Raw genomic sequence first — 20774 nt, forward strand, 5'->3', positions numbered from 1 at the left:
GGCTTATGCGGAGGCGTCGATGCCGAACTGGCGGCACATGGTCAGCAGGCCGCCGGCAAAGCCCTGGCCGACTGCTTTGAACTTCCAGTCGCCGTTGTGGCGGTAGACCTCGCCAAAAATCATGGCGGTTTCGGTCGAGTAGTCCTCCGAAAGATCGTAGCGGGCGACCTCCGCATTGGAGTCGCGGTTGACAACCCGCATGAAGGCGCCGCCGACCTGGCCGAACGACTGGCGGCGCTGTTCGGCGTCGTGGATGGTGACGGTGACGATCAGGCGCTGGATGTCTGCCGGGACTTTCGACAGGTCGATGTTGATCACCTCATCATCGCCCTCACCCTCGCCGGTACGGTTGTCGCCGGTATGCTCGATGGAGCCGCAAGGGGAGGTCAGCTGCTTGTAGAAGATGAAGTCTTCCGGGCCGCGGACTTTGCCGGTGCCGTTCACCATGAACAGCGATGCGTCCAGATCGAATTCCTGGCCATCAGTGGCGCGCGGGTCCCAGCCCAGGCCGACCAGCAGGCGGGTCAGCGACGGGTCGGTCTTGCTCAGGGAGATATTGCTGCCCTTGGAGAGAGAGATTGTCATGGAAAAGACCTTTCGTATTTTCGCAGATTAGATGGCTGCCAGCAGGGTGCCTGCAGCCGGGGTGAAGTATTGCCAGCCAATGAAGGCCAGATAGGAGGCGAGCATCACGGCGCCTGCCCGCTTGCTGATCCGGCCGCGGGCCAGGAGGAAGAAGGCGAAGATCAGGGTCACCGCGATCACGACGGGCAGATCGAAGCCCAGGAAGCCGCTATCCATCACCAGAGGCTTCGCGATGGCGCTGAAAGCCAGGACCGAGAAGATGTTGAAGATGTTGGAGCCGACGATGCCGCCAACGATCATTTCGGAGTGGCCCTTGCGTGCCGCGGCGATACAGGCCGTCAGCTCCGGCAAAGAGGTGCCGAAAGCGATCACTGTCATGCCGATCACGGATTCCGGAACACCCAGCGCCATACCGCCCGCAACCGCGCCCTGTACGAGGATCTCGGAGCCGATCAGCAAGGTGGTGATCCCGGCCACGACCATCAGGTAGGGGTTTGCACCCTCATCCTCGCCATCCTCGTCGTCTTCAACTTCGATCTTGGATGCGCGCCACTGATAGAGGATGTAGATCACGATCGTCGCAACCATTGCGCCGCCCGCCCAGCGGGGCAGAATGCCGTAGATCATTGCCGGGACCAGCGTTGCGGTTGCCAGCAGCATGACCATGGCATCAACCCGCACATCCTTGCGGTCGATCAGGATCGGGGCAATGATCGCCGAGAGCCCCAATACCATCAGCACATTCGCGATGTTCGAACCGATCACATTGCCAACGGAGATGCCAGGATACCCGGACAGATTGGCATTGATGGAGGTGAAGAGCTCCGGCGCGGAAGTGCCGAAGGCCACGATTGTCGCCGCGATGAAAAGCTTGGACAGGCCGGACCGTTCTGCAATGGCAGAGGCGGAATCGACAGTCCAGTCCCCGCCCTTGCACAGAAGCCAAACGCCAAAACCGATGGCGCCGAGCGCAACCATGGCCATTTGGTAGGTTTCGAGGCTATGCATTTTGTGAAAATTCCTTACATTTTCGCAAAGTGTGCCCGAGGCGGGAATGCCTCGGGCGAGGCGTTTACAGCTCGAAATCGCCCGGGTTCAGCCCCAGGTCGACGGCGATCATGCGGCCAACAGCCTTTTCGTCATCGTCGAAATTGCCATCAGCGCCGCCGATGATGCAGGCCACACGGACCAGCATGCGGGCCTGTTCTTCCTTGCCCTTGATCCGGCCGATGATCTTCAGCGCCTCTGCACGGCCGATCTCGACGTCAAATTCGAATTTTTTCACGATGCTTTCGAAGAAAGCGATCACATCGCCCATGTCAAAGTGCTTCAGCTCGTCGGTGTTCTCGATGACGCCGATCATCTTGCGCTTCTCATCGCTCGAGATTTCGCCGTCCGCCGCCGCCATCAGAGCACCGGCTGCCACACAGGCCTCCATGAACTCACGGTTGCGGTACTTCGACATCTCGGCCACCAGAGCGGAGCGCGCGTTTTCGGTGGTGTTTTTCAGCCAACCCAGCATAACAGCCCCCTCTTACGCGTAGCGCACTGCAGCATCCGCGAGATCGCGGACGGTGCGGCCATTTGCGATTTCGCCGATCGCGGTCATCGACCACTCGCCGCCCTTGCGCGACAGCGCTGCCATGACGACGCCGGTGTGCGAGCCCTTTTCTGCCAGCACGAACTTGCACAGCTCTTTGTTGCCGTTCTGGTCGACGAGACGGCATTCGGCGTTCTCGACCTCGTTGAAGGTCTGGCCGGTGAAGCTGTTCACGGTGAAGACCAAGCTCACGGCATTTGCAGGCAGAGCGGCCAGGTCAACCGAGATTACTTCGTCGTCGCCGTCGCCATCACCGGTGCGGTTATCGCCGGAATGGCGAATGGCGCCGCCCATGCCGTTCAGCTGGCGGAACCAGACCGTGTCCAGCGCATTGCCGTTGGCGTCGAAAACGATGACCGAAGCGTCCAGGTCAATGTCACCACCGCCGGCAGCGGCGCCCAGTACGCGGCTGAAGAAGCCGGTCTTCTGCGGCCGTGCGGCATCCCAGCCCAGGCCCATGTAGACCTTGCTCAGGCCGGTTTCCTTGGAGAGGGACAGCGCCTGACCCTTCGAGAGAGAGATCGTCATTATGGTCTCCTGTTAAGTTCACCCTGAACATATTGTTTTTCGCAAAGTGCTTGCAAGCGAAAATGCGAAAAAAAGAAAAAATTATACAGCGACAGCTTCGCGGCCGTGTCCGGACGTGACCGCCTCGAGCTCCGGCTGCTCGTAAACACCCCATGTCTTTGCCCGGGACAGAATCCGGCGGGCCCAGAGGGAATGGGTGGCGGGTTCGCACATGACGCCATGGATCTGAAAGACCGCCGCGGATGCATCGTCGAGAATGGCCTTGGCCATGTGCAGATCCTCACGGCTCACCTTGAGCATCTCGTGAATGATGTCGATCTGAGCCGGATGGATCGCGGTCTTGCCGATGAACCCCCGCAGCACATCCTGCTCAACCTCGCGGATCAATGTCTTGGTGTCATGGATGATATCAAAGACCGGTGCCGCCACCGGAAGGCCGCGCGCCATCATTTGGGAACCCATCATGGAGAGGACGTATGACAGCGGTCCCTCGTAGGAGGTCATGCCGGGCGTGCGGCGCAGGCCGAGACAGTTCAGAAGGTCATTGCCGCCAAGCCTGACAGCCATGACCCGGTCCAGACCTTCGCTGGCGAACATGTCAGCCACTGAAGACACGTATCCCGGATCGAAATACTCCGCGGTCTCCAGGGTCGGCATGATCAGTGTCTCATGATCCCTGGCCAGCTCGAACCATCCGGGCCCGCTTTTCAAAGTCATCTTGGGCACGATCATCCCGCTCACCGTGGAGAAGCCCTCCATTTCAGAGATCAGATGGGCCATGCCGAGATTGCGGGGACGCACAAAAACCATCGTTTTCTGGTGGCGGGCGCCATTTTCGGATCGGGTTTTCAAATGCGAGCGCAGGCCATTCAGCCCCCGCTCAACATCGTTTTCATGCAGCGCATCTTCCAGGCAGATGACCACGGATCCGGCGCCATTCAGGTCTTCACCTGCGAAGACCCGTTTCGCATGCGGATTTGTTGCTGGCATGTAGAGCGTGGCGCCCAGGCCGGCGGCGCGGGTATGCAGTTCGTCGGAGTGCATATCAGCTAACCTTGGAGATCACGGTAACGGCTCGGTACGGGCCGGTGAGATCCGGACGTACGGAATAGTCAACGCCACCCTCCTTGCACAGGTGGATCAGTGCCTGCAGATCCGGGTCCGCTTCACTGGAAACCAGTACGTGATGGGGCTTGCGGCGCAGGACGGCACGAGTGGCCTCAGCGATGCCCGGCTTCACCCTGTTCGGGTTCTCCGTCTGGTAGATCTCCATGATCCGGGTCACGGCTGACGCGGAGTCCAGCGTGAGCGCATTGGAGGTGCCGCTGGATTGATCCTGGCACACTGCTTCAGCCAGCGCTGCACCTTGCTGCTGGCGCATCAGGCCGTGGATGTCATCGACGAACCTGGCCGAGTAGTCGATGTCCTGGAGATGATCCACGGGGATGCAGCCGTGAAAGTCGTTTTCGCCAACGACGTCGGCATTCAGGATCGAGCGGGAGATCAGGCCCGAGATATTGGCGCCGAGAATGCCGGAGGGGATCAGCCAGTCATCGTTCGAGCCGGCAATATCTGCCATGCCGCAGGGATCTGCGAGCACGACAAGGACAGGGCGCCGGCCGGTGTTTTCGGTCCAGGTGTGGCGCAACTCGCGCGTGATGGCGCCCTTGCCGGTCCAGCCATCAACGAACAGGATGCCGTCCGGGTCGCGCTTGCCCATAACATAGCGCATGGCGTTCATGTCGATGCCGCGATCCCGGATGATGGAGATCCCAAAGTGCGCGCTGTCCACGCCAAGATCGCGTAAGGCCCGATGCAGCAGAACGCCCAGAGGCGCACCCGCCCGGACAAGCGAGCAGAGGGTCACCTGCGCGGGAAGGCTTCCTTCCTCAACGCCTGCGCGGATCTCCCTGGCGATAGCCATCACTTCGGCGGCGATACGTTCGCGGCCTCGCTGCCAGGCATCTTCGAAAATGCTCAGGTAGCGCTGATCGGGCCGGGCCTCTTCGGAGATCATTTCGGAATAGTGGCGGCGGCCCGACTGAATGGCCGCCTCCTTCTCATCGATGCCGGTCGGCCGCATCTGCACCGGTTTCAGCAGGAAGTCGACGTCATCCTTGGCGTAGCTTCCTGAAAAAGGCACTCGGGTTGAAGAATTGTCAAACATGGTCAAACCTCCAGGTTCACGAAAAAAGCTTTTTGGAATTCTGAGTGTTGTTGGGGACCAGCATCATCGAGCAGAGCTCCATGAAGGGAAGGTCCGCCAGAGAGTCCCCTGCTCCGACCGTCGGGCGGTTCTGCAGGTCTTCACGGATGCTGAGAAGATATTGCACGGCAGACTTTTTAGAGACGCCGCCAGGGACAAACGCGAGATTATTACCGTTGCGATGCACCTGGACGTCAGAGAACTGGAAGCTCTCCTTGAAGAGCTTCTCTGCTGTTCTGAGGTTCAAATCGACGCCCAACTGGGTTTCGTCGTTTGATTTCACCGTCATCCCCAGCATGATGCCTTTGTGCATGTGCTGGTGGATACGGATGTTGATTGGGGCTTTTTCCAGCTCCTCGATCGCCCTTGCAAGGGTGGCTGCTGCCTTTTCGCATTTTTTGGCAATTGCTTCGGACCATGCCAGATCCTCAGAGCCATCCGGAGCGAGGATCATCGCACCGTTCGATACGATTGCGCCCTCCCGGAAGGAATCGAGATGCACCCGGTTGAACGCATCCAGGCTGCGCGCAGTCACAGGAAGAAGCGTGGCGCCGCTGGAGAGCCAGGCAAGGAGCGCCTGGCGATGGCTGCACATGTAACTGTGATTGCCATTTTTGGCAGTTGTCACACGCTGAAGGGTCTTCGGATCCCTGTCCGGGTAGCTCTTCAAGGTGGTGAAGATCGTGTCGTCGAGGTCTGCAAGAATAACGGGGGTCATGCGCAGAGTTTCCCTTTATTGAACTGGTGGATGCGCCCGGCGGGCGTCATGACGGCGAAGGTCGAAAGATATTCGCGCAAAGGCTCTGCGAGGCCGGAGAGGTCCTCGCTTTCATTCAGCAGAACAATCCGCCCCCAGGCCTGCGGATCGACATTGTGGAGATACATCGGCACACCGATCCCGTAATGATCCGGGAAGATGGCTTTACGCGTGATGGTTTCCCCAAGCAGAACCGGGGAGCGCGTGGTGGCGAGGAACGAGGCCTGATAGCCGCCCTCTTCGAGCATTTCAGCGACCCGGAACGGCTGCCAAACGTATTCACCCGTTCCGATAATGAGAACGCTGCCGCATTGATCGGCAGAGGGGAGCCATCGCATCAGCGCATCGGTTTCGGGCGAGGTGCCCCCCATGATCCCAGCCCGCCAGCTGCCGGCGGAGGCATCGATCCGGGCATCCTTGATCTTGTCCTTGGAGGCCGGAATGGTCTGTTCAGCCGCGCCCGCAGCTGGCGACCAGCTCCAACGCCCCTCGACCAGGCTCACGCTGCGGACGTCAGTTTGCTGGCAGAAGGGCAATTCGGAGATTGATTTTCGCACTTCTCCCGCAGACCAGTCTGTGAGGGTGACCAGGCAAATCCTTTCAAACGTCCGGCCAGCCGCTGCCAGAGCGGCGAGCAGGTTTGCGAAGGTTTTCCCTGTGGTGGTCTCATCATCGACAAGAACCAGGGTCGGCGCATTGAATGCCACATCCCGGATCTCAGGATCCTCGGGGACCAGGACGTTATGTGCGGTGGCATGGGAATGGTCTTCACTGAACCCAGCCCAGACGGGGCGGCCTTCCGGGTGGCGCGTTGTCGGCAGATAGGCCGCACGGCCTTCCAGCATGTGAGACTGCCGAAGAGCGTCGTAGACCCCCGCCCCCAGCCCCACTGCGGTTTCGGCGTATCCCATGACAAGAACGTCGCGGGCGGTGTCGATCTGCTGTGCAGCTTCCTGGGCCAGTGCCTGAAGGATATGCCGATGGCTGGCGGCCGGCACCGGGATGTGGCGCCCCAGGACCGTGGAGACGAACAGAAAAGCGCGCTTGGGGTTCTGGCGCTCAGCCATTTTGATGATGCCGGTGACGTCAGCTTTGCTGGTGGTCACGTCGAGCGTCATGGTGCCGCGCGACAGCGGGAAAATGTGGCGCTGAGGCAAAGTCTGCGTGTCAGCAATGGATCTTGTTTGGAAAGACATCAACCGCCCCTTTGAGGAAAAAGATTTTCGCATAATTGCCCGGCCCGGTGGGGATGGCAAGACAAAAATGCGAAAAAGTGACGGCTGGATGTGTTCGGGCGGTCAGATCTCGAAGGCCATCTCGTCCTCGGGCGTCACCAGGATTGCACCGGCCGGGGCTAGCTCACCGTCAGCCAGCCGTGACGGCTCCCTCCCGTAGCTGTACTCCAGGCTGCGCTGAACATCATCTTCGATGATTTCCCAGATCAGGACCTCAATTTCATCAGCATTCAAAGCCTGTCCATGCTCTCCGGTGACATGAAGGGGCTTGCCCTCCTGGTCGGTGAGGCGAACGCTGTCAGCGATCAGGTCGCACGTTGACGGATGACGCATGAGCGTCACCTGGATCTCCAGGCCATCGATCCCGTCCGGGCGGAAAACATCCACCTCAGACGCTGGGTTGACCCTTGTCTCGGTGAAAGAAAAATCAGCAGACCTGATGTCGGATTCACGTGTCATCTGGGGCTCCTTTGGAAGGTCCCCGGATCATAGCGGAATTTGAGAAAAAATAAAAACGCGAGCCTGCGTATCGGCGTATCACGGTGGTATCGTCCCGTTGATACCAGCTAAGCCCCTTATTTCTCTATATTTATTTATCTATGTATCACTGTAACAAGATATAGATAGATATATATAGAAGAAGAGTCCCACAGAGAGTCTTATCTCCCTATAGACATTCGCCCGCCGTTTCGGCTGTTTCACTGTTACATCCAGAAATGTCTCAGTGAATTCAGCATGTTAAGTGAAACACGGGTGGTGAAACAGGGCGTTTCACCAAGCCGCTTCCGTCAGTTGAGGCGTTCTGGAGGCTCTGCATTTGCGAAAATAGTTGCCAATCCTGGCCCTCGTGACGCATGTTATGCGAGAAATAGAGCTGAAGGGTCAAAATGCTGAAATTCTCCAACATGGCTGTTGCCGCTCTGATGGCAGCCGCTTCGACGGCAGCTGCGGGCGATGCGCCAATTCAGGCTGTGACGCTGTTTGATGCCGGTGTGGCAGATATCAAGAGAGCGGCTGGAGAGGAGCAAAGCCTCACTCTGAAGGTGCCCTTGAAAGATGTGAACGATGTCCTGAAATCCCTTGTTGTGCAAGGGAGCGGCGCGGGTGCCGCACGTATCGTTCTCGATGGGTCATCTCCGATCGAAGATGCCTTCACTACGCTGCCCGTCAGTCCGGCTGACATCCAGAATATCGAGCGATTGCTTAAGGCCTTGCCGGGCACGCGTGTCAGCGTGACGGATCCGTCCGGCGTCACTGGCGGGCGTGTTCTTGGGGTGTCGCCTGCCGGGAATTGCACGCAAGGCGAATGCCATGCGAGCTTGCACCTGATCACGGACGAGGGCGATGTCGCGCGCATTCCCCTGGCGGCGGATGTGCGGGTCAAGATCCTCGATGGCGCTGTCCGCGAGGCACTCAGCACGGGAGTGGCGGCGGTTGCAGGCGCTTCCCGGCAGAAAGTCAAAGAAATCACTCTCGAGCTGACAGATCCGAAACCGGATACAACCATCAGCTACGTGGTGCCTGCGCCGATCTGGAAGACTGCGTACCGCAGCGTTCTAGGCGCAGAGGGGGAGGTCTCGCTTCAGGCATGGGCAGTCATCGAAAATGCGACCGGTGAGGATTGGTCGGACATCAGTCTGACGCTCAGCTCCGGCGCCCCCAAGACCCTTCAATCCGACCTGCATTCGCGGAAGTGGGCTGTGCGGGACCGGTATGAGAATGAAGATGGCGGCCCAGTCTTTGCCAAAGCCGCCAGGATGGAAGCATTTTCTGCCGACAGCATGGGCTTTGCAGCAGGGATGGCCCCGGAGCTGATGGCGGCCGAGGTAAGCGCCGCAGGCCATGAGGGCGCCCTTGCAACACGTTTCACGTTCCCTGATCTGATCGATCTGCCGTCCGGCAAGATGATGTCGGTTCCGTTTATCGCCGGGAGCATGGACGGGCATCACTATTCGGTATGGACCGGAGGCGCCGGAGAGCGCAAAGGCGCTCCCGAACTTCAGCTCGTGGTCACCAATGATCTGCCGGTCCGGTTGCCGCCCGGCATTATGACGATTCACGATGCTGAGACCGGTTATGCGGGGGATGCGGCATTCCCGATGATTGCGCCGGGCGCTACCGGCTCAGTGGCCTTCGGCATAGATCAGAAGACCGAAGTATCGGAGGTCGCCGGACTGGAAACGCGCGAGGCGGGCCTTGTCGTCTCTGGCGGCACCGTGCTGCTGAAAGACGTTGCGGTGCGCAGCACCCGCTACCTTGTGACGGCCCCGAAGCAAGAGAGCCGTGAGCTGCTCATCGAGCACCCCCTCCAGCACGGCGCGACCCCGTCCGTCTCCGCATCGGGTGCCGTTCACTCTGTGGAGCCCGACAACTCCCGACCGGGATGGGTCATGATCCGAGTTGAGCTTCCCGCGGGAGAGGCGCACGAGATTTCAGTTGAGGAGCAGCTGCCGCGGGAGGCGCTTCACAGGCTGAGCGATGTTACCCCGGCAGAGATTCTGGACTGGATGGCCTGGCAGGGTCTGAAGCGTGCTCAGCATGAAGTCCTGGCCAGGGCGCTCGACATCAAAACGCTTCTGGAGGAGCTCCAAGGGAAACGGGAGGCGCTTCTTGAGAAGCGCGGCGCGGCCATCGAAGATCAGCGGCGCAGCCGGGATATGCTCAGTGTCCTGGTCCGTGGCAGCATGGAGCACAGCAGCTTCCTGGAGACCCTCATGGAGGCGGAAAACCAGATCAACATGTTGTCAGGAAGCCTGCGGTCCGTCGATGAGGCCATGGAGAAGGTCCGGTCCGAGCTGGAGAGTTTGGGTGAAGCCTGATTGAAAATGCACTTCCTGCCTTGGGATTTTCCACATATTTCCTTAGGCAGGGAGTGTGAGAAAAAATAAAACAAGACTACCATTGCGTGAAATCCGTTACCCGGATGAGTGAAGTATCCTGGAGAAGAGACTGATGAGCAAGACACCCACCCCGATCCAGCTCCGCGTTCTCGAGCGGCTGATGGCTACGGTCGCCGCGGAGGCGTATATGACGGTCCCGCAATTCAAAGACATTGCCACGTCAAAAAAGCTCAAGGAAGAGTGGGCCATTACGCCCCTGAAGGCACTTGAGAAGCTCAAGATGGTCGAGCGGACGCCGGTCAAGGCGGGTAAAGCCTCCACCTGGCGGATCACCACGCTCGGCGTCTCCGCGGTTATGGAGAGCCGGGCCTGATGCCGGCGGGGACGCCGGAATGGACGCGCCTGCCGGGAACCGCTTTGTGGTCTGCGGCGCAGGAGCGCCATGCCCTGGAAGGCTGGCGCCGGTACCACGACTTCAATCATCCTCATGTGATGTATGACCGCGCGGCAAAGCTTTTCGGTTTTCCCTATTGCGTCTCTCTGGACAGATCTATTGCTACGCACGATGTAATTGTTGACACGGATCAGCCAGAGCGGGACTCTGAAGCCTGGCTGCAATCGCACCTGGAGCAGCCGGACAGGCTTGCAGGCAAGTTGATTTTCAGCACCATTGAGCACCGGCCGTGCGAAGATAACCGGCTCATCCTGCTGGATTTGGGCGGGTTTCTGGATCCGCAGGTCATGCGTGAAGAGACGGAACAGGTCCGTCAGGAAATGGAAGCGCGGCACGGCTGGGATCTTGCGGCATGCAGGGAGAAGGCGAGCGGCTACCTGGCTGGGCTTGAGCAGCGGTTGCGGGACGGGGTCCAGAATGAGCATGTCCCTTCCGGCGACAAGGGGTACCTCCTGGGGATCGCTGATGGCGTCGGGGAAACGGTGTCAGAGCTTCGTTCCAGCATTGAAATCCATCTCTTCTGAAAAGGCAGGCAAACACCATGGCGCGATTTCTTTTCTGGAGCGATCTCCACTGTGAGTTTGAGCCTTTCGAGGTGCCGCTTCCGGCCGAAGCACCCGGTGCGGGCAGCGATGCGCCTGCGCGATCTGATATCGACGGGATCCTCATTGCTGGCGATACGGATGTGAAGGGCCGGCACATCGATCTGGCGGAAGAGGTCTGGGATATCTGGCGCTGCCCGATCCTCATGATCGATGGCAACCATGAGCCGTATGGCGCCAAGAGGATCCAGAAGCTTTGGGCGCTGGAAGATCAGCGCATTGCCGAGAGGCGTTCGAAAGGCGTTGATGTCGAGATCCTCCGGGGAACATCCCGGACGATCGGCGACACCCGGATTATCGGGGCCACGCTCTGGACGGATCTGCAGCTCTATCCGGATCGGGCTGTTGGTGCAGAGCGTGCCGTTGCATCCACGATGAATGACTACAGCAGGGTCCGGTTCTTCGACGAGAGGACCGGGATTTACCGCAAGATGCTCCCCGGCGACACGAGGGCCATGCATTTGCAGGAAAAGGCCCGGATCTTCGAGCTTCTCGCCCAGCCATTTGATGGGCGCACCATCGTTATGACCCACCACCTTCCGGTCAAACAGATGCTGAACCCCAAGCGCCGCGAGGAGGCCGACATCATCTCAGCAGCCTATGCGTCCGACCTTGCATCTGAAATCGAGCCGTTCCCGGTCGACGCCTGGATTTGCGGGCACAGCCACGATGCTGTGGAGTATCTCCTTTCCGGTCAGGAGCGCGACATCCGTTTTCTGCGCAATATTCGCGGCTACCCCGGACAGGGCGCGGGCTTCGAGCCGCTGCGCATCCTGGACAGCAATGCGCCCAGGATGGCCAATGAACCTGAAACGGAAGACCTCATGCCATGAAAATGCCTATGGTTCCGGCCAGGCGCGCCGGCCCGGTCCATATGATCTTCCAGGAAGAATTGTTGCGGGGGCTCGATCCGGTTCCGGGGGTCAGCTCTTCCGGCGCTGCAGCGCTCGTCTTCAGCACCTCCGGGAACTGGAGGGCTGATCTTGACCGGCTTGACGCGGAGCTCTCCCCGGAAAGCCCGCTGGATCCCATGTCCGGAACCCGGGTCGCAGTGTTCGGATCCCTGGAGGTTGCCGCATATGTGCGCCGCAACTGCGGCCATCTGGCGACGGGCATCCTTCAGGATGAAGACCACTTGTCCGTACAGACGTTTTCCGGACTTATGCCCCGGGAGTGGCTTCTGAACCGGGAAACCATCCTGCTGCCATTCGGACAGGCCGCAAGCCGGGAGGATCAGCTCAGAGCGCTGTTCGGGGAGAGGCTGTTCATGCGCCCGGCATCCTCACGCAAGGACTTCTCCGGCACAGTCTTTGATATCTCGGATCTGGCGCAGGAGCTTTCCGCGCAGCGCCAGATTCACAATGTCCACGGAGATGCCCTCGTCGCTTTTGACAGAGCGCAGGCTATCGCGCCGCACGAATACCGCTTCTGGCTCATGAGCGGCGAGGTCCTGACCTGCGCGGCCTATTCTTTCGAGGCCGATGCGCCCGCGCCCCCATGCCCTCAGGCGGTTCAAAGCCTGGCTTCGAAGGTTGCCGGGCATGTTGAAGTCTGGGCCGACCCGGTGGTCGCGGATTTTGTCATGGATGAGAATGGCGTGCCGCGGCTTGTGGAGCTGAATGGCTTCACATCCTCAGGCTTCTACCCGGGCGCCGACTTTGGCGCGATCGCCCGGGGATTGGACAGGCTGCTTCTTTGAAGCCCGAAGGAGCCGTTACCACGGTGACAGGTGGTCAGCCTCTGCAGTCAGCTCCGCCAGGCGGCGCCTTTCACCCTTGGTCATGCGCACGGGTTTGCACTGGGTGGCCACCAGGTTCTCCGGTGAGATCTCGGCCTCCCTGCCCTGCGCGTCGAACCAGCTGCCGTGGCCGGTGCCCGTCAGACGCGCGCCTGCAGGCACAGGCTCCCCATCGGTGAATTCGAAGCAGGCGCTGCGAATGATTACCGTTCCGGGGCGGCTGAGCCTGCGCGTGAATGCGGCCCTTTCCTGATCCAGCAGCAGCTCAGTGCGTTCAACTGAGCCTGCCTTCCTGGCAAGGCGGCGGGAGAGGATGAAGTGGTCCATTGAGCCGGGCGTGCCGGAAAGCGCGCCGCCGTAGGTCTTACGGGCCCGCTCGGCCAGCAGTGCGGGCGCTTTTTCCGGGAGGCCATGAATAGCCGGATTCCGCCGCACCAGGGACAAACCGGCAAGGGCGTTGTGAAAACGAGGGATCCCTGGCCGCTTGGCGGCGGTGTCGTTGGTCAGCTTCCGGGACAGCTTGCCGATCAGCTCCTCGATCTCCTCGCCGTGAAACAGCCTGTTCCCATCAGACCAGCGGCCGCGGTGCCGCGCTTTGCGCAGATCGTTCATAAGCAGCCTGGCCGCCAGTTTCCGCTCTTTGCGGGTCATCAATTTGGACATGCTTCACTCCTTGGGTGCTGGAGCAAGAATAGCCGGGATATGTGAAAACGAAGATCCGGAATTGGAAAATCCTGCCCCTCTCGGGGCAGGATGTTGATAGATATGCCGGCGCGGATCAGCCGGCGAGAATGAAGTTGTCCACGGTCATCAAGTCGAGATGCGCACCTTCGAGGAAGACCGAGGCGCCCTCGTATTCGAACATCACACCGGAAGAGGTCTGGGTCAGGTGTTCAGTAACGTCGCCAAAGGAGTCGAGGCGCGTGAAGGCCGAAATGTCAAGCACATCAGCCTCCTGAGTGCCTTCCGAGACCACGGAGAAGTCCGTGATGATGTCAGCCCCGTCGTTGGGGCCGAATACGAAGGTATCAGCGCCGCTGCCGCCGGTCAGAACATCGTTGCCGCGGCCGCCCTTCAGGATGTCATCGCCGCTGCCCCCATCGAGGGTGTCCCGACCTGCACCGCCGAACAACTGGTCGCGGCCCTCCCCGCCGAGCAAAATGTCTTCTCCGTTGCCGCCGCGAAGCTTGTCGCGCCCGGCACCGCCATGCAACTCGTCGTTGCCATCATTGCCATAGATCACATCGGCGCCATCTCCGCCAAAGACCTGGTCATGACCGCGGCCCGCTTTGATCACATCAGCGCCCTGCCCGCCCTCGATCGTGTCATTCCCGGCGCCCGCATCGACGGTATCATTGCCTTCCTCGGCGAAGATCATATCGTCAACTTCGGTTCCGAAGATCCTTTCGCCCTCGGGCGTGCCGACCTGGAACTGGACTGCATCCTCTTCGTTCGGGGTCATCTCAATATCTTTCGCCATTCGCTCATGCCTTTCTGCGTTTCGTAGTCCGGCTCTCGTTTCCGGGCGCGCTGGCTGCCCGGAAATCATGTCCGCCTATACATTTGGGCAGTGCGAAAAACATTGCAATGTTTTGCAGGCTGATCCAGCTGAGGGAGCTTGGCACGGCTCGTTTTGTTCAGGCGCCGATCGCAGAGCGCGCTTTGAACATCTTGTCCGGGATGCCATGCGGGTGTTCTCCAAACAGCCTCTCCATATCCCGTTGGACCTGCTCGGCGTCGACATCCCGCCCCATGAGATTTCTCTGGGTTCTGGCAAGGAACCCGGACGCCTTCGGGCCGATTGTCCCGACCCGGATGCCGCGGACGATCGTCCGCTCATCGACCAGAACGAAGTTGAGGTTGAGGCGCTCTCCCTCATTGACCGCAACCATGCCTGCGCCGTCCTGGGCGCGGGCAATAACCGGGGACCACAGCAAGTCGAAGGAAAAGCCGCGGAATTTCGGGCTGAACAGCAGGAAGCTGCCAAAATCGCCAAGGCGGACCGTTGCCTGCTTGTTGAAATCGCGCAGTTCGCGCTTTCTGGGCTGATCGAGCCGCATCAGGATCATGTTGAGGTCGAAGAACAATCCGCCACTCATCCCGGCGGGCTGGCTGGCAATGGCCAGACCCATTTCCAGGGGCAGCGGCTGACCGGTTGCAAGCAGGGTGGGTTTGAATTCTTGGTTTAAGGGGGCCATGGCCTCCTCCTGTTCCGGGAATATACAATCACTTGCAGCTCGCGCCCCACCACTACAATCAGAGCTTAGGCATGAGTTCAAGGATTATCCGGAATATCACTTGGTAAATCGCAAAAATCGGCGGGCTTCGCATTTGTGCGAAAAAGAGATTGACGAAGCGTTTTCCTTTGTCTACCTTGGCCGAAAGTTGACTGTGAAGCTGGAGCTTGCACGCCATGAAATATGAACGCGAACAGATGGGCATCGTGTAACGCGCGGACAGAGATCCAGCACGCGACCGATGCCCTGCACCCGCCCCTTGAGGCGGGTTTTTTGATGCCCGGGCGCTGACAGCTCTGCGCCCATTCGTCCGCATAGTTCAACTGGTCAGAATCCAGGACTTTCACTCTTGGGATAGGGGTTCGAGACCCCTTGCGGATGCCAATGGCGCCTTCGTCTAGTGGTTAGGACGTCTGGTTTTCAACCAGGAAACACGGGTTCGATCCCCGTAGGCGCTGCCATACCAGAGGCTTCTTATGCTGCAAAAGTTACTCAGAGCGGTCCGGGGCAAGCCCGCACGCCCGCAAGATCCAGGCCGCTGGCCGGAGCCCGGCAAGTCGGATGTGTGGATGCGCCAGAAGCTTGACTATCTGAGCGCAAGCGGTCCGGAAACCGCGGCACTGCTGTTTGATATTTCAAGCGGCGACTACCTGCCAGGGACCATCCATGCCGGATCGTTTTTTGGCCCTGAGGAGCTTGCCTCCTACCGCCGCCTGAAGACGGAGAACCCGGAACTTGTCAAGCTGGCCAGGCAGAATGCCTCGCCATACAGCCGCTCCGTGATCTGTGATCCGGAAGACCTCCCGGACCATCCGCTCCTCCCCTGATATCAAGAATGGCGCTACCCGAAATGACACCCGCATACACCACCCGCATCGCCCCCTCTCCAACGGGGGATTTCCATATTGGAACGGCACGCACCGCCTATTTCAACTGGCTCGCGGCCCGAGCCTCCGGCGGCCGGTTCATCCTGCGGATCGATGACACCGACCTGGCCCGCAACAATGACGCATCAGTGGATGTCATCCACGATTGCCTGGATTGGCTTGGTCTCATTCCGGATGCGGTCCACCGGCAGTCCGATCGGCTGGATCTGTATCACGGCATTGCCGGGAATCTGATCTCGGCCGGGCGCGCAGTTCGCGCCGATAATGGAGCGATCCTGCTTGCGGATGGTGCCGCAGGCGATTGGCACGACCTCATTTCCGGCAATCAGGCGCCAAGCGGCAAGGTGCAGGATCTGGCGCGGAACCAGGTGCTGATCAAGGCGGATGGGATGCCGGTCTATCACTTCGCGTCGGTGGTGGATGATGCGGATATGGGGATCAACCTGGTGCTGCGTGGAATTGACCATATGACGAACACCTTCCGGCACACGGCAATCTATGACGCGCTCGGCCATCCCCTGCCCCATTTCGCACACCTGGGCCTGATCACTCTGGGCGGCAAGAAGATGTCGAAGCGAGATGCGGCAGCAAGTCTGCTGTCCTATCGCGATGCCGGCGTTGATCGGGATGCCATGCTGAACTTCCTCCTGAGGATGGGATGGGGGCCGTCTTGCGACGACAGGTCCATGGCTCTGATTGATCGCGATCGCGCGACAGGGCTCTTCCTGCAGTCCGGGAAGATGCGTGCAAGCCCGGCCGCGTTTGATCCGCAAAAGCTTGCAAGCTTCGATCGGAAGTACAAGGCGAAGGCGCAGCGGCCCTCACGCTGACGGTCTTTGGTTCCCAGGACCCGCAGAAGCATGGCCCGGAAGCTGCGGCGAAACGAAACCGGAAACCGAAATTCGCACACTCAGGGGGTCAAGTCCGGGCTTGCCGGTGCAGGGAGTTCCGGGATGGCCGTGCCGAGATGGTCCCGGAACATCCCGGAATATTCCGCATCGAGGCCGTCCCAGCCGTAAGCCGCGCATGCGGATAGCTGTCCGGTCTCCTCATCCATGGCGATGTCGCCGACGCTGGTGGAACGCGCAGGTGTAGATACGGCAAGAATATTCGCACCTTCGGTCCAATCCGCATCAATGTGATTGGTAAGCGGGAACAGCTGATGAATGTCCGGGGACTGTACCCGGGCCACCTCCCGGTACAGGCCGAGGCGCACCGCCTCCTCAACGCGGCCCATCATAGCCTGGAAGCGGGCTTCCATGGCGCTGCTTGACGGAGCCATGGGCTCATTGGGGTGGTCGAGATGGAACAGGCGATATACTGGCATTTCTTTCTCCGAATGCATTCTGCGCACTAGATGCTGGCCGCTCATGCGGCCAGCCCGACTTCCACAAGGCTTTTCCCGCTACCGGTGCGGCGCACCTGGACCTGCACGGGGATCCTGTCCTTCATGGCCTCGACGTGAGAAATGACGCCGATGGTGCGGCCCTGGCTTTGCAGCGCTTCAAGCGCCTCGATGGCAATGTCGAGAGAGTCCGCATCAAGGCTTCCAAAGCCCTCGTCGATGAAGAGCGTGGCTGCAATTGCGCCCTGCCGCCCCAGGCCCGACAGAGCCAGAGCCAGGGAGAGGGAGATAAGGAAGCGTTCACCGCCCGAGAGGGAGCGGGTCGATCTGATCTCATCCCCCATGTCATGATCGATGACATGCAGCGCGAGGTCTTCACCGCCCTGGATCAGCTCATAACGGGGTTTGAGCAGGGCGAGATGCGTGTTGGCGCGCTCCACAAGCACAGACAGGGTCACGAGCTGGGCGATGCGGGCGAATTTGTTGCCGCTGCTTGAGCCGACCGCCGCGTTCACCGGGATCCAGGTATCGCATTCGGCCTTCTGCTTCTCGATGTCGCGCAGCAGTCCCTGAAGGCGGGTTCTGGCAAGGTCATCCGTTTCCAGGCGGCCCTGGATCAGGCCGATCCGGGCGCGGCGCTCAGTCTGCCCCTTCTCTTCCGCAGCCATTCTGGCCGAAACATCCTCTTTGGAGATCGCTGGCAGGCCGGCGGCCATAAGGCGCTCGTGATCCGCTTTACGCTCCTGAAGCGCCGATGACGTCCGGGTCACACGGTCATCCGTGTCGCGAAGTTTCGCGCGAAGTGCGCTCACCTCAGCATGGCCCAAAGCGAGGATCTCAGAGAGGGTCTCCGGGGATAGCGCAGCATCACGAAGCTCTCCGGAAAGGGCCGCCTCCGCGGCTGTCAGCGCGGCCTCTGCTTCCGACACGGTTTCCTGCGCCGTTTCGGCCTTCTGCCGGGCGGCGGCCTCCTGTCCCAACGCGGAAGTCAGAGCCTGATCGTCCTCCTCCTTGCGTTTGGCTGCATCCAGGCGCGCTGCATTGATCCGGCTCCGGTGCGTATTGGTTGGCTCACCGTCCAAGAGACCGGAACGCTCCCGGACAAGCCCATCCCGGACACCCGAGCGTTCGGAAACTGTGGCACCCGCCCGCTTCCGGGCCGCCTCGGCGCCCGCCTTCTCGCTCTCAGCCGAAGAGATTTCCGGAACAAGATCCGTCAAAGCCGCCCTGGTCCGTTCAACGATCCCGGTTTGGGTCGTCCACCATTCGCACAGGCGGGTGAGCTTGCGCATCATTTCATCCGGATCCGTGTCCAGATCCTCCGGGGTGGTGCGGGCGGCGGCAAGAGCTGGCGCGATCTCATCAGTGATCTCGCTAAGGCGTGCGCCCAGGGCTTCGACCCTCTGCGCTGAGAGGGCCTTTTCCTGATCTGCCAGTGCAGCTGCTTCTTTGCGGCCTTCCCGGATAGTGCTCCGCTCTTCGATTTCAGAATTGAGCCGGTTTCGCTCCTTGGCGCGCTGGTCGAGTGCAGCACGCAATGCGCTGGCCTCTCGAACAAGGGCGCTGATTTCCTGGCCGCGCGCTTGAAGCTTTACGTCGACTTCCGACAGTGCGGGGCCTGCACCCACCGGTTCTTCCGGGATGAGGCTGGAAATTCCGGCGACAGCTTCGCGTTCCCGGATGATACTGAATTCTGACCGGATGCTGGCAATCGTCCCCCGGCAGCTTTCCGCGTCCTTGCCGGCATGTGCCCTCTGGGCTTCAAAGCCGGCAAGCCGGGATTGTGCCGAAGACAGATCTTTGGAGGCCGTTTCGAGCGCCTTGCGATGGCCTTCAAGCTCACGGCGCATCCCGGAAGCAAGCTCCGCCAGCGCTTCATCTGCGCTCAAGGGGTGGTCCGGGGAGCCACAGACCGGGCACGGTTCCCCATCTTCAAGATGAACACGGAGCTGGGCGGCTGCATTGGAGGCGGCCGCTTCCGCCCTCTCGGTCGGCTGAGAGAGCGCCCGGATGGCAGCTTCCTCAGCGCTGATGCGGCCTTTGGCAACCGCAGCGTCCTTTTCGGCCTGGGCATAACCGGCCTCGGCGGCCTCCCGGGAAGCCTCTGCTTCCTTCAGGCGCGCCTGAGCCTGATCCGCAGAGCGCGTGTGGCTGCGCAGTTCGCTCACCGCGCCCTGAGCCTGTGTCAGCCGGGCCATCCGGTCCTGAGGGTCATCCTTCTCGATATCCTGAAGGCGCTGGCTGTCAGCGGCATCTTTCCCGGACAGCTCGGTGATGCGGTTGCGCGCCTGCCGGTCCGCCTCGTCGAGTTTTTCGATCTCCTTGCGTGCCTTTTCGGCTGCCTGTCCCGCCTTGTCGTTCAGGAGCTGCTGCTCGGCGCGGTCCTTTGAGACCTTCGCGCGGGCATCGATCCGCGCGCGCACCTCATCCCAGCGGGATGCCAGTCTTTCCAGTCCCGGGAATTTGGCCAGCCCCTCTTCAGCGGATGCCAAAGCGTTCTGATGGGATGTCCGTGATTCTTGCAGCTGCGCTGCTTTCCTGGTGGCCAGCCTGAGGGCCTCATCCGCTTCCCGGAGCGCATCTTGCGCGCGGCTCAGCTCCTCGCCAGCTGTTGCGATCTTGCTGTCGAGGGCAGTCGCCTGATCCCAGAGGGGAGCGAAGGCTTTGAATTCTGCCTCCATTTTGGCGGCCTGATGCCCGGAAGCCTGAGCCGCGTCGCGCGCCTTCAGGGCGGCAGCTGACCGGGCTTGCAGCGCCTCATTGGCCTGGCTCAGGGAAAGCGCGGCCTGTTTGGTCTGCTGCCGGGCGTTCACGGCCCGGTCGTATGCCGGACGGATCGGCAATGCGATGTCGATCTGCTGCAGGAAGGAGCGTTCGGAGGCGGCGGCCTCCTGATCCTGAAGAGCCGCGCTATGAGCTGCGGCGGCCTCTTTCAACCGGGCCTCGGCAGCCTCGGCATCCTTGTACTTCTGAAGATCGGCAGCAAGCGCTTTGAGAGTGGCGTCTGCTTTACCGATCTCCCGGGTCAGCTGCCCGCTTTCCAGGCGGAGAGCTTCGCGCTCCTCGTCCGAGAGCGTGCTGTGTTCACCTTGCCGCGCCTTGAGCCTCTCCAAAGCTTCCCGCGCCTCACCTTCCCGGGCATAGATCCGCTTCGAGATCTCGCGGTAGATCCCGGTCCCGGTGACCTTTTCCAGAAGGGCGGCACGATCTGCGGTGTCGGCACGCAGGAAGGCGTCGAAATCGCCTTGGGCGAGCAGGCCGCTGCGGCGGAACTCATCGTATTGCAGGCCTGTCAGGCGCACCACTTCGTCATTGACCGCATTGATCTGAGAGGCCAGCAGCTGGCCGTCCGAAAGCCGGGTCAGGCTGCGTTCAGGTTTCTGCAGGCGCCCATCGGCTTTGTTGCGCGCGCGACGGATGCCCCATGTCGCCCGGTAGGCTGCGCCATCCGCGGCAATGAATTCGACTTCCGCATATCCAGATGCAGCGCCCCGGCGGAGCACGCCGCGCGGGTCGCGGGCCTTGATGGTTTCCCCGGACGCATCGGGCACGTCATCATTGATGCCGGAAGAGCTCAGCCGGGGGCATTCCCCGTACAGCGCCAGGCACATGGCATCCAGGATGGTTGATTTGCCTGCACCGGTCTCGCCAGTGATGGCAAAGAGGCCCGCTGACCGGAGCGGTTCATCGCGCAGGTCGATCTTGAATTGATCGGCCAGGCTGGCGAGATTGCGCCCGCTGATGGACAGGATCTGCATGC

At 60.7% G+C, this 20774-nt stretch carries 21 protein-coding genes and 2 tRNA genes; 9 read left to right on the top strand and 14 right to left on the bottom strand.

The window, feature by feature from the left end; genetic code table 11:
* Window positions 1–3: 3 nt before the first annotated feature.
* From CAER_RS0103350 to CAER_RS0103390, 9 genes are all read right to left on the bottom strand, one after another.
* Window positions 4–585, bottom strand: a complete 582-nt coding sequence (locus tag CAER_RS0103350) for a TerD family protein (protein ID WP_027234086.1) — start codon at window positions 583–585, stop codon at window positions 4–6.
* Window positions 586–612: 27 nt separating this feature from the next.
* Window positions 613–1593 carry a calcium/sodium antiporter gene (locus CAER_RS27310; protein ID WP_051357663.1) on the bottom strand — a complete coding sequence of 327 codons (981 nt, stop codon included), beginning with the start codon at window positions 1591–1593 and terminating at the stop codon, window positions 613–615.
* A 64-nt stretch (window positions 1594–1657) separates the two neighbouring features.
* Window positions 1658–2107: a tellurite resistance TerB family protein gene (locus CAER_RS0103360; protein WP_027234087.1), complete on the bottom strand. Its 450-nt coding sequence runs from the start codon at window positions 2105–2107 to the stop codon at window positions 1658–1660.
* Window positions 2108–2119: 12 nt separating this feature from the next.
* Window positions 2120–2713 carry a TerD family protein gene (locus CAER_RS0103365; protein ID WP_027234088.1) on the bottom strand — a complete coding sequence of 198 codons (594 nt, stop codon included), beginning with the start codon at window positions 2711–2713 and terminating at the stop codon, window positions 2120–2122.
* Between the two features lie 81 nt (window positions 2714–2794).
* Window positions 2795–3757 (bottom strand): HpcH/HpaI aldolase/citrate lyase family protein, encoded by a 963-nt coding sequence (locus CAER_RS0103370; protein ID WP_084299371.1) that lies wholly within the window; start codon window positions 3755–3757, stop codon window positions 2795–2797.
* Between the two features lies 1 nt (window position 3758).
* Entirely contained in the window at window positions 3759–4880 is a 1122-nt protein-coding gene (locus CAER_RS0103375) for a cysteine protease StiP domain-containing protein (RefSeq protein ID WP_027234090.1), read from the bottom strand.
* A 16-nt stretch (window positions 4881–4896) separates the two neighbouring features.
* Complete coding sequence (locus CAER_RS0103380; protein WP_027234091.1) at window positions 4897–5637, bottom strand: HAD family hydrolase; 741 nt, start codon at window positions 5635–5637, stop codon at window positions 4897–4899.
* Window positions 5634–6872, bottom strand: coding sequence for a phosphoribosyltransferase domain-containing protein (locus tag CAER_RS0103385; RefSeq protein ID WP_051357664.1), 1239 nt, complete (start codon window positions 6870–6872; stop codon window positions 5634–5636). The genes CAER_RS0103380 and CAER_RS0103385 overlap by 4 nt, the downstream gene beginning before the upstream one ends.
* A 102-nt stretch (window positions 6873–6974) precedes the next feature.
* A complete protein-coding gene (locus CAER_RS0103390) occupies window positions 6975–7370 on the bottom strand; it encodes a hypothetical protein (protein ID WP_027234093.1) in 396 nt (131 codons plus the stop codon).
* 428 nt (window positions 7371–7798) lie between these two features.
* On the opposite strand from CAER_RS0103390, the gene CAER_RS0103395 reads away from it, so the two are divergent.
* The 5 genes from CAER_RS0103395 to CAER_RS0103415 all read left to right on the top strand — a co-directional run bounded on the left by CAER_RS0103395 (window position 7799) and on the right by CAER_RS0103415 (window position 12506).
* The gene (locus CAER_RS0103395; protein WP_027234094.1) at window positions 7799–9730 is read left to right on the top strand and encodes a DUF4139 domain-containing protein; all 1932 of its coding nucleotides are present in this window, start codon (window positions 7799–7801) and stop codon (window positions 9728–9730) included.
* Window positions 9731–9863: 133 nt separating this feature from the next.
* Window positions 9864–10124, top strand: coding sequence for a hypothetical protein (locus tag CAER_RS0103400; protein WP_027234095.1), 261 nt, complete (start codon window positions 9864–9866; stop codon window positions 10122–10124).
* On the top strand, window positions 10124–10729 hold the full coding sequence (locus tag CAER_RS0103405; protein ID WP_027234096.1) for a hypothetical protein: 606 nt from the start codon (window positions 10124–10126) through the stop codon (window positions 10727–10729). Before CAER_RS0103400 ends, CAER_RS0103405 begins: the two co-directional genes overlap by 1 nt.
* 17 nt (window positions 10730–10746) lie before the next feature.
* A complete protein-coding gene (locus CAER_RS27315; RefSeq protein WP_051357665.1) occupies window positions 10747–11640 on the top strand; it encodes a metallophosphoesterase in 894 nt (297 codons plus the stop codon).
* Window positions 11637–12506: an ATP-grasp domain-containing protein gene (locus CAER_RS0103415; protein ID WP_084299375.1), complete on the top strand. Its 870-nt coding sequence runs from the start codon at window positions 11637–11639 to the stop codon at window positions 12504–12506. The genes CAER_RS27315 and CAER_RS0103415 overlap by 4 nt, the downstream gene beginning before the upstream one ends.
* Window positions 12507–12521: 15 nt before the next feature.
* Here the strand turns inward: CAER_RS0103415 and CAER_RS0103420 are convergent, their stop codons facing one another.
* The 3 genes from CAER_RS0103420 to CAER_RS0103430 form a co-directional block, all read right to left on the bottom strand.
* Window positions 12522–13208, bottom strand: coding sequence for a hypothetical protein (locus tag CAER_RS0103420; protein ID WP_027234098.1), 687 nt, complete (start codon window positions 13206–13208; stop codon window positions 12522–12524).
* Window positions 13209–13323: 115 nt separating this feature from the next.
* The gene (locus tag CAER_RS30595; RefSeq protein WP_051357666.1) at window positions 13324–14025 is read right to left on the bottom strand and encodes a calcium-binding protein; all 702 of its coding nucleotides are present in this window, start codon (window positions 14023–14025) and stop codon (window positions 13324–13326) included.
* A gap of 157 nt (window positions 14026–14182) precedes the next feature.
* Window positions 14183–14743, bottom strand: a complete 561-nt coding sequence (locus CAER_RS0103430) for a hypothetical protein (RefSeq protein ID WP_027234099.1) — start codon at window positions 14741–14743, stop codon at window positions 14183–14185.
* A 347-nt stretch (window positions 14744–15090) separates the two neighbouring features.
* On the opposite strand from CAER_RS0103430, the gene CAER_RS0103440 reads away from it, so the two are divergent.
* From CAER_RS0103440 to CAER_RS27325, 4 genes are all read left to right on the top strand, one after another.
* Window positions 15091–15166: transfer RNA gene (locus tag CAER_RS0103440), tRNA-Glu, on the top strand.
* A 2-nt stretch (window positions 15167–15168) separates the two neighbouring features.
* A tRNA-Glu gene (locus CAER_RS0103445) sits at window positions 15169–15243 on the top strand.
* 108 nt (window positions 15244–15351) lie between these two features.
* Window positions 15352–15609, top strand: coding sequence for a hypothetical protein (locus CAER_RS0103450; protein WP_027234100.1), 258 nt, complete (start codon window positions 15352–15354; stop codon window positions 15607–15609).
* Window positions 15610–15632: 23 nt separating this feature from the next.
* Window positions 15633–16499 (top strand): glutamate--tRNA ligase, encoded by an 867-nt coding sequence (locus CAER_RS27325; protein ID WP_051357667.1) that lies wholly within the window; start codon window positions 15633–15635, stop codon window positions 16497–16499.
* An 80-nt stretch (window positions 16500–16579) separates the two neighbouring features.
* On the opposite strand, the gene CAER_RS0103460 is transcribed toward CAER_RS27325, so the two are convergent.
* On the bottom strand, window positions 16580–16996 hold the full coding sequence (locus CAER_RS0103460) for a hypothetical protein (RefSeq protein WP_154667634.1): 417 nt from the start codon (window positions 16994–16996) through the stop codon (window positions 16580–16582).
* Between the two features lie 41 nt (window positions 16997–17037).
* Entirely contained in the window at window positions 17038–20772 is a 3735-nt protein-coding gene (locus CAER_RS0103465; protein ID WP_027234102.1) for an AAA family ATPase, read from the bottom strand.
* Window positions 20773–20774: the final 2 nt, after the last annotated feature.

This window comes from Leisingera caerulea DSM 24564, assembly GCF_000473325.1.
Lineage (GTDB): Bacteria > Pseudomonadota > Alphaproteobacteria > Rhodobacterales > Rhodobacteraceae > Leisingera > Leisingera caerulea.